Source organism: Tabrizicola sp., from assembly GCF_030694085.1.
In the GTDB taxonomy this organism is placed as follows: domain Bacteria; phylum Pseudomonadota; class Alphaproteobacteria; order Rhodobacterales; family Rhodobacteraceae; genus Tabrizicola.
In genome coordinates this window covers 1-8,858 of record NZ_JAUXZE010000075.1, presented here as the reverse complement: position 1 = coordinate 8,858, position 8,858 = coordinate 1, and the positions used below count along the sequence as shown (strand labels likewise).

9 protein-coding genes are annotated in these 8,858 nt (G+C 60.8%); 2 read left to right on the top strand and 7 right to left on the bottom strand.

Features of this window, described 5'->3' with window-relative positions:
- The 6 genes from Q8M85_RS17995 to Q8M85_RS17970 form a co-directional block, all read right to left on the bottom strand.
- Positions 1-609: ParB/RepB/Spo0J family partition protein (locus Q8M85_RS17995; RefSeq protein ID WP_305547141.1), on the bottom strand; the 609-nt coding region annotated here is incomplete at its 3' end.
- Positions 610-736: 127 nt separating this feature from the next.
- Positions 737-1,849 carry a helix-turn-helix domain-containing protein gene (locus tag Q8M85_RS17990; RefSeq protein ID WP_305547139.1) on the bottom strand — a complete coding sequence of 371 codons (1,113 nt, stop codon included), beginning with the start codon at positions 1,847-1,849 and terminating at the stop codon, positions 737-739.
- 187 nt (positions 1,850-2,036) lie between these two features.
- Positions 2,037-2,963, bottom strand: a complete 927-nt coding sequence (locus tag Q8M85_RS17985; protein ID WP_305547137.1) for a ParB/RepB/Spo0J family partition protein — start codon at positions 2,961-2,963, stop codon at positions 2,037-2,039.
- Entirely contained in the window at positions 2,953-4,098 is a 1,146-nt protein-coding gene (repA, locus tag Q8M85_RS17980) for a plasmid partitioning protein RepA (protein WP_186312460.1), read from the bottom strand. The genes Q8M85_RS17985 and repA overlap by 11 nt, the downstream gene beginning before the upstream one ends.
- A gap of 293 nt (positions 4,099-4,391) precedes the next feature.
- Positions 4,392-5,228 carry a recombinase family protein gene (locus Q8M85_RS17975; protein ID WP_305547143.1) on the bottom strand — a complete coding sequence of 279 codons (837 nt, stop codon included), beginning with the start codon at positions 5,226-5,228 and terminating at the stop codon, positions 4,392-4,394.
- Positions 5,229-5,527: 299 nt separating this feature from the next.
- Positions 5,528-6,553, bottom strand: a complete 1,026-nt coding sequence (locus tag Q8M85_RS17970; RefSeq protein WP_305547135.1) for an IS110 family transposase — start codon at positions 6,551-6,553, stop codon at positions 5,528-5,530.
- A gap of 351 nt (positions 6,554-6,904) precedes the next feature.
- Here Q8M85_RS17970 and Q8M85_RS17965 point away from each other — a divergent pair, with 351 nt between their 5' ends.
- Positions 6,905-7,147 (top strand): type II toxin-antitoxin system Phd/YefM family antitoxin, encoded by a 243-nt coding sequence (locus Q8M85_RS17965; protein WP_305547134.1) that lies wholly within the window; start codon positions 6,905-6,907, stop codon positions 7,145-7,147.
- Entirely contained in the window at positions 7,147-7,548 is a 402-nt protein-coding gene (locus Q8M85_RS17960; RefSeq protein ID WP_305547133.1) for a type II toxin-antitoxin system VapC family toxin, read from the top strand. Before Q8M85_RS17965 ends, Q8M85_RS17960 begins: the two co-directional genes overlap by 1 nt.
- 32 nt (positions 7,549-7,580) lie before the next feature.
- Here Q8M85_RS17960 and Q8M85_RS17955 read toward each other — a convergent pair whose 3' ends face one another.
- The gene (locus tag Q8M85_RS17955) at positions 7,581-8,696 is read right to left on the bottom strand and encodes a tyrosine-type recombinase/integrase (RefSeq protein WP_371135303.1); all 1,116 of its coding nucleotides are present in this window, start codon (positions 8,694-8,696) and stop codon (positions 7,581-7,583) included.
- Between the last annotated feature and the right edge of the window lie 162 nt (positions 8,697-8,858).

Here is an 8,858-nt window from a genome sequence, read left to right as displayed (position 1 = left end):
CTTCACCGCATCCCAGACCTGCGCCTGACGCGCATGATCCGGGTTCACGGTGAAGGCCATCAGCTGTTCGAGCGTCATGCCGTCCTCGGCATAAACCTCGAGCAGGGCAGGGGCCACGGAGGCGAGTTTCAGGCGCTGCTTCACGATCTGCGGTGTGACAAAGAAGGCCGCCGCGATCGCTTCCTCGCCCTGACCCTTTTCGCGCAGGGCCTGGAACGCACGGAACTGGTCCAGCGGATGCAAAGCCACACGCTGCATGTTCTCGGCCAGCGAGTCGTCCTCGGCCAGAATCTCCGACGCGGCATCCCGCACGATGCAGGGGATCGGCGCGGTCTTCGCCAAGCGCTTTTGCTTCACCAGCAGCGACAGCGCTTGAAAACGCCGACCGCCGGCCGGGATCTCGAACGTGCCGGTTTCGACCCCGTCGGCATCAAGCACGGGCCGGACGTTCAAGCCCTGCAGCAGGCCGCGCCGCGCGATGTCCTCGGCCAGTTCGTCGACCGAGACGCCGGCCTTGATGCGCCGCACGTTGGACTGGCTCAGCACGAGCTTGTCGAAGGGGATGTCCCGCGACGGGGACAGGGTGACTTTCTGGGCTGCTTTCGCCATCAGATCTTCTCCACGACGGGCGCCGGAAGCCACTCTCCCGATCTCACTTCCCGTCACCCCTCAAACCCCCAGCCTTTCCCTCTCTTCGGCTGTCTTGACCGCGGTCAAGAAGTGCAACCTGCATGTTCTATGTGCGCAGGATCGTTTCAAAGTATGCCTCGGGCTGCCTGATCGCTTCGCCCTTCCCCAACAGGTAGTCCAAAATCAGCAAAAGCCGTCCGGCCCCAGCTTTCTGGATACCAAGCATCAGTTTTTCTTGGCGTATTCTAAGCAATCGACCGATATCGAAGAGAACGCGGTTGAGGGCTTCGCCTGTTCGTGGCGGGTCTGGGAAGAAGTCCGCGACATGTGAAAAGTCCGTCCACGCCATTTTCGCAGGGTCTCGGTTCATGGTCGCTGCCCCAACGCTTTGGGAAGCGTTGGTCTGCTTCACGTGCGTGTCTTTCTTTATATGTTCTTTTTTTACAGACTCTATCTGCCGGTCATTTTGTCCGTTCCTGGCGGACATTTCGCTCGCGCACTCACGGCCGAGGGTTTGGTCCTGCGATTGCACTCGGTCCGCACGGGTGTTTGAACCGTGGCACTCTCCGTAGCTCGGCTTGGCATTGGCTCCAAGCTCGCGGAGACCAGCGATGATTTGCAAGACTGTGTCGGCAGTCAGGGTTGCCCGACGAAGCAGGTTTCGGATCGTTTCCAGTGAAGCCAACCTTGCGTCATTGAGCTGTTCGTCTTGAAGAAGGGACGCGCGCAGGGCTAGGGCTTCTGCCTTGAGGCAGCGCAGGCGTTCACGCTCTTCTGTGACCTTCGATGCTCTGGCTGCAAGAGCGTCGTGGCTCTGCATTAGCGGACCCAAGTCGATCCCAAACGCATCCCTGATGATGCCTCCGTAGCGGAGAGGGAAGCGTTTCCCGTTCGCTGAACTCTTTCGCTGGATGAGTCCCGCAGCCTCAAGGCGCCCCAGGCAGCGGCGAAGCGTTCTCTCATCGATGCCGTTTGCGCGCTCTGATAAGGAGGCGTTGGAAGGGAATACAACGGTCAGCTTGCACTGTGTTTCACTAGAGTTGGGGCTGTGATCGCGCGGAAGAAAGCTGACGAGCGCTGTCAGTACGGTGACGTCGTTGCTCGTGAGGTTCAGGTCTTTCCGAAGAACTCGCACCGGCCCCAGAAGCTCGTAGGGGCTAGGGCAGGCAATAGCTGCCTGGTCCGCCAAGGCGGTTCGTGCTTGAGTGACATGTCTCATGGTGTTTCGGAAGAAAAAGCTTCCCCGGTCACCGCGAGCGGTGTTGAATTCGATTCGTTTTGGGGGTATCAATCAGGTGTCGAGACTGATTGAGGTCCTTCGGAAGCACCGCTTTCGGGGGGTCTTTCCTTTTCTAGCCGGTCCTCCTTTCGTTTTCTGCTCGTTGCTCTTGATGTCTTGACCGCGGTCAAGACACGGGGTCGTCGCGGTCAAGAAGCTCGCCGATCAGCTTTCGGATGGCGTCTTCGATGCGCGGGGCAAGGTCAGCGTCCACATCGATGGTGATGCGGTTGCCTTTGCGGCCGATCTTCACGCGCTCACCTTGGTCAACCCCGGGTGTAGTTGCCTTGGTGGCTGTGAGCAGCGTAACCGCTGCGTCAAGTCGGTCTGGACCCGGCAAGGTGCGGGGGATTTCGCGGGCAACTTCCCTGGCTCTCGAGACGTCCTTCTCGCACAGCCTGAAAAGCTTCTCCCAGACCCTCCGACCAACGCCATGTGCAGGTCCGATGGCCTGAATCAGCTCCATTGGAATACCCGTCGCGATACGGTTCATCCGAGAGACAAGAGACTCATCGATCTGGAGCGCCCGATAGGCGATGGTCTGGGCGTTCTTGCGCGTTTCGTCTGTTTTCCCAAGTTCGCGAATGATCCCGGCGACGAACAGAGCCCTCTCGATAAACGAGGGGTCTTGGCGGGCATTGTTTTCAACGCCTTGAGCGATCAGAGCTTCCTCTTCGGTCATTTCCATGACCGTGGCTCGCACCTTCTGACCAAGCTCACGACAAGCGAGAAGCCTGCGGCGCCCATAGACGATCTCAAGTGCGCCATCCTGGGTTCGGCGGACAAGAATGGGAACCTTTTGCCCATGCTCCCGGATCGAGGACACAAGTTCCTCGAGGCCATCGCTCGGATCGATACGATCCATGACCGCAGACATCCGAACAGTGCTCGGGTCGATCAGGCGTGTGGCGTGCTTGTCTTCTTCCAACACCGATGCTTGCGCTCGAGCGACAGTTGGGCTCGTGCGCTTCAGATCGAGATCCGCATCCTCATCCGACGTTGACGCTTTACCCATCGCGTTCTTGAGTGAGTCCCCGAAGACCTTACGCGCCATGGCTACGCCCCCATGCCTTGAGGATTTCGCGCTCAACTTCGTCGGTCACGCGTGAAACGGACTCGATCGCACGCTCGTATGTTCTGCGGTTCACGTCGCGAGGTTCGACCTCAAAGATGCTCTGTTGGGTGTTTGCAGCATCGCCTACCGCCGTCGATTTCAGGAACTCGGCCGGGAGGACCGCATCGCCAAGGACCGTCCGAAGCAGAGACGAGATCTGGACCTGTGGACTGTCGGTGTTCTCGTACCGGGTGATCAGCACCCGAACGAAGTTCAGACCGTGTTCGGGAGCATGCGCCTCGACGACGCCCATCAGGTTGCTCGCCATGCCGAGAAAGCTTGCCAGAGACATCACATCAAGCATGGACGCGTTGAGCGGGATCAGGACCCCAGTGGAAGCAAAGAGGGCAGAGATCACCGAGAAGTTCAGCTGCGGCGGGGTGTCGAAGATCACCACATCATATCGGCTCAGGACAGGCTCAAGCGCTTCACGGATCCGACTGTGGAAGGTGGTGGCGCCGTGTCTGAAGCTCAAAGCGACCTCGAACTCGTACTCCATGATGTCCATGGAGGCCGGGATCAGATCCACAGTCGGGAAGTTCGTCTTTCGAATGATATCGGAGGCGGGCAGGGGACCTTCCGACCGGATCAGATCGTAGGAGGTCGGCATGTCTGGATCGAGTTCAGGGGTCACCCCGAACAGGTTCGTCAGACTTGCCTGGCTGTCGAGGTCGATCAGTAGGACCCGATAGCCGCGAAGGCCCAGTAGCTGACCAACATGAGCCACGGTCGACGTTTTTGCGGACCCGCCCTTCAGGTTGAAGATTGTCACGACCTGGCACGGTTCGCCGGCTCTTCTGTGAGGGTGCTCATCGGGCTTGATCCTACCCGTCCCAAGAAGGACGCGTTGGGCCTCGACCATTTCTTCGGCAGAGAAGCTGCGGCGGTTGCCACCCTCAAGGATGCCTTCGGGAAAGCCCTCGAGGTTTGACACATGGTGGCGGAAGGTGTTCTGGTTGATCCGAAGGAGATCAGCCGCTTCACGCATCGCGAAACGACGGAGACCCTTCTGGGCATCCGGTGGGAAGGTTTCCTGCGCATGTTCGCGCAACCGGCTACCGAGCCGCTTGGACATGACGTCGAATCTTTGTGAGGCCCGTATCCCGCTCATCACTGCCCTCAAGTCTTTATTGTTTTGTAGACCTTAACAGTTTTGGCGAATAAATCCACCCCTAACTGTTGAACGGCCTGAGGGCGTTGAGGCGGCCCATTTCTGACGAGATAAAGCTGTTAAGTATCAATGCCTTGGGTGACCCTGTTCGTAGGTTACTTCAACAGTTCGTGGCCCGTGATGTCGTGGCCACAACATGTATTGTGGACGCCTACGTAACGACGATCTTCAGAATCGCGCGGTCGATTCCCGCAACTTCACTCAAGCAACCCTAGCCTTTCGGCTCGTTCCAGCAACATCTTCACGGATGACGGCTGCCAGCTTGTCCGCCCACGGGGCGTGCGCTCGCGCATTGCTTCCAACCGGGTGCAGATCGCCTGAAGCGTGATGCCGGGATCCGCGCCCTTGATTGCGGCGACGATGGCGGGCAGGCGGTCGTCGGTTTCGCGGCGGCCGGCGCGGTCCAGTACCGTGGGCGGCAGGAAGCCGTCCCGGACATAGGCGTTGACCGCGCGCAAAAGGCGGCTTTGCGTACATTGACGCTCGTGGGGCAGGGGGCCGTTGACTATGCGTACCACATCTTCCCAGGCTAAGTCGGGCCGCAGGCGGCGGACATGGGGCACCCAGTCCTGCGCCGTCTCGTTCAGGCGTTCCATGTAGCCGTCCTGCCGCGCCAGCCTCACCTTGCGCAGTGCCGCCGGATCCCGTGCGCGCAGTCCCGGGTTGCCGCCGAGCCGGCCTTTGGTTCTTGCGCTGGCCAGCCCGGCCTTGGTGCGTTCGCGGATCAGGGCCCGCTCGAACTCGGCCGCGGCGCCCAGGACCTGCAGGGTGAACTTGCCCTGCGGCGAGGACGTGTCAATCGGATCGGTGAGCGATCGGAAGAAGGCGCCTTTCTCCTCCAACCGCTCGATCACCTCCAGCAAATGCGAGAGCGACCGTGCCAACCGGTCGATGCGCACCACGACCAGCGTGTCGCCTTTGCCTATCCGCTCCAGTACGCGCGCAAGCACGGGCCGTGCGCGGTTCCCGCCCGAGGCCTGCTCCTCGTGGATCTCGACGCAGCCTGCGGATTTCAGGGCCTGCGACTGGGGCAGGGGGGTCGTCTAATCGCATTGCATTTTGCAAGCCCTTTCTTTCGTACTGCGGCAGAAAGCCATTGCTCATCAGCGCAAGAGTTCGTCGAGGCGTGCCAAGGTACGTTTGCCGGAGCAGGGTCGTCTTCGCGGTCGACACGTTGGTCGCCGCATGATTGGTGTTCGCGGGTGGGCCTTCCTATGTCTGATCCGCACTCAGCTGAGGTCTCAGCGGTGCATCCCCCTGCACGAAAGGCCCTACCTACGTCCCGGCAGGGACGCGTCGGCGCGCTCAATGCCCGAGCGCTATTCCTGCAATCTCACGCAATTGGTTTCGTGCCTCGCTCAAACAGCGTGCCGTCCCGGAGCATCGCGTGCATCGTGACCGCCAGTTTCCGTGCCAATGCGACGGCTGCGCGCTTGAAGCCGATGCGCTCCCTGAGCTTCAGCCCCCAGGCCCGGAGGTCACTTTCAGCCGAACTTCGGGTCAGAATCACAGATGCCGCCTCGTAAAGCAGACCGCGGAGGTGATGATCACCCCGGCGGGAGATGTGACCCTTGTAGTCGATCTCGCCGGACTGATACCGGCGGGTTGTCAGGCCGACCCAGGCGCCGACCGATCGGGACTTCCGGAAGTTATCCGGGCTTTCGATCGCGGTGACAAACGATGTTGCGGTGATCGCACCCACTCCCGGGATCGACATCAGGATCCGACAGCCATCGTTCTGCCGCGCTTCCGCGGCAATCTGGCGGGCAAGTCGGGCGGCCTGCAGTCGAGTTGCGCACCAGGCGTCGAGCATCGGCAGCAGGATTTCTGACAATTTCGGGTGATCGGAAAGAAGTCGACGCACATGTCCTTCGAACGTGCTTCCCTTCCCAGCAGGAATGAGAAGGCCGAAGGTCTTCATGAACCCTCTGATATGATTGGAAAGATCGACCGTGATCCTGACCAGTCGGTTCCTCGCCGCGATCAGGGTCCTCGCCAGCATGCTGTCAAAGCCCTTTACCCTCACTTCCCGGAAGAAGCCGATCTCGGCCAGATGTGCCAAACCGTCGGCATCGTTCGCGTCGGTCTTGTTCGGCGCCATGTCGAGGGCCGACTTGGCGTGCCGGGCATCGATGCAGATCGCGGGTAAGCTCTCGGCACGGAGGGCATGATAGAACCAGACCGACAGGGGCCCGGTCTCGAACACGATCCGGTCGACCGTTGGTGCCCGCTTGCGCACCAGTTGCGCAATCACCGCAGGGTCGGAAACACATTTTCCGCGCCAGATACGCTCCCCGTCGCGCCGGATCGACACAGCGGTCTCTTTCATAGAAACGTCCAGACCAATATATTCCTTCATGGCTGTTCTCCATCAGATGTTTGGGCCCGGCGTCCAGTCGAGAGCCCGTACCTTCATCTTATCGGGGAACAGCCACCCTCCCAGCCTTGACGGCGGTCAGGGGACCAAGGGCCCGCGATTACCCCATGTCTGATCCTCCGTCGAGACGCGCGCATAGCCGATCAGGGACATCAAAACAGGCCGTTTGCAGTTTCCGATACCACCAATAAACGACCGTTTGGCGAAGACAGTGGCGGCGGATGAGTTTTCTCATCCGACCTTAACCATCTGAAGCTTACGACATGGGGCGCCTTGACATGTTCAACCTAAGGCGCCATTTATCTAGCCAGATAGCTAGCTAGGTGATACGCCATGTGGACTGTTCAGGGTGCAAAAAACAAGTTCAGCGCAGTCGTCGATGCGGCGTTGGCGGGAACGCCGCAAGAGGTCACGCGGCGTGGAAAACCTGCAGTGGTCATCCTGTCTGCGGATGAATATCACCGGCTAGTAGAAGGTGCCGTAAGGGCGCGAGAGAGCTTTGCAGAGCATCTGATGGCCTTTCCCGGCGGGGACTTCCCGCGCGCCACGGCCGTCCCACGTGACGTAAGCTTCTGATGTACATTCTCGACACCAACGTCATCTCGGCCGTGCGCCGCGCGGACCGTGCTCCCCAGGTGGCAGCCTGGTTACGTGGCAAGGCTGAGCAGGACCTTTTCCTGAGTGTTATCACGCTGGGCGAAATCGAGCGCGGCATTCGCCAGCAGGAGATCCGCGATCCAGCGTTTGCCAGCGACCTCCGCAGCTGGCTTGATCGCACAATCTTGCTGTTCTCGGATCGCCTACTTCCATTTGAGGCCGAGGATGCGCGCATCTGGGGACGGCTCTCGGCGGAGATCGGCCATAACGGCGCTGATCTGATGATCGCGGCATCAGCGCTACGCCATGGCGCTATCGTCGTGACCGGGAACGTCAGTGACTTCGCGCCGACCGGGGCTGCGGTCGAGAACCCGTTCTAGACGCACTAAAGATTCGATAGGGCAGGGGGGGCTTACAGTCCTGCGGCCTTTGTAAGGTTCACGCGGAACCTGTCACGACGGCGCTGATAACGGCGGGTCATCTCTGCGCTGGCATGACCGAGCTGCTTTTGAACATAGCGCTCATCAACTTCCGCGCTGCTGGCAAGGCCTGCGCGCAGGGAGTGGCCCGAGAAAAGACGGACGCGCTCTGCCTCGGGCAAGTCGGGGCGCAGACCAGCCTCACGGGCGCAGGTCTTGATCAGGCGAGCGACGTGTTTGTCCGACAGCCGTTCGCCTGTAGCTTTCAGGCCGTTTCGCGACGTGGCGACGAAAAGCGGGCCGAAGTCGATCCTGGCGTAGTGCAGCCATTGACTCAATGCATGGACCGGGCAGGTCTGGTCGGAGGAGCCGCGTGCAATTTCAACCTCACGCCAACCGGTCTTGCCGCGCAGGGTGATCAGCGCGCCGTCCTCCAGGATTTCGACCCAACCGCCGCTGTCGGGCGTGTCGTCTTTCCCGTGGTCAAGGCTGACGATCTCCGACCGCCGCAAACCCCCAGCGAAGCCGATCAGCAGGATGGCGCGGTCACGCAGGCCGCGCAGATCGTGGGGCAGGGTGGCCAGCATGTCGCGCAGATCTTCGGGCAGGATCGCTTCCTTCTGCACGGGGGGCCGGGCATGCCTGCGCCGAATGCCCGCCAAAACGCTGGCAATGTGGCGGTCCTTGCGGTCCAGCCGTTCTCCGCGCTGCGCATAGCCCCAGGTCAGGCCGGACAGCCGCCGCTCTATCGAGGCAACCGAGAGGGGTCGGGACGCCGACTGCGACAAGGCCTTGCCGCTCGGCGCTGCCAGATCGGCGATGTAGAGTCCGATCAGCTGAGGCGACGAGGGGAGAGGGTCCGCGCCGCGCATCCGGCACCAGCGGGCGAAGTGGGCCCAGTCCTTGGCATAGGCCTTCAGCGTGTTCTCCGACGCCGCCTGACGCGCATAGTTGCTCGCGGTTTCGACCAGGCGGTCGAGTGTGCCCGAGCCAGCGACATGCGAGGGCAGGGCGATATTGTCGCGCTCCATATCAGCGCTGTCGTCCCCTTCATGGCGATCGGGACGTTGCGGGCGTTCTGAAGGCGATTTCTCTGGTGTTTCGGTCATGCCGGTGAGCCTATCGTCTTTACGTCCGATAATGCAAACTTATTGGACATTGTGGAGCCGACAAAGCTGCGGCGCTATAGGTGCATTTCTCTGGCAGAAAGCGCCGTCACAATATAAGCTGCCGACATGGGAAAACCGCGCGCCGAGCCTTTGGAAACCTTG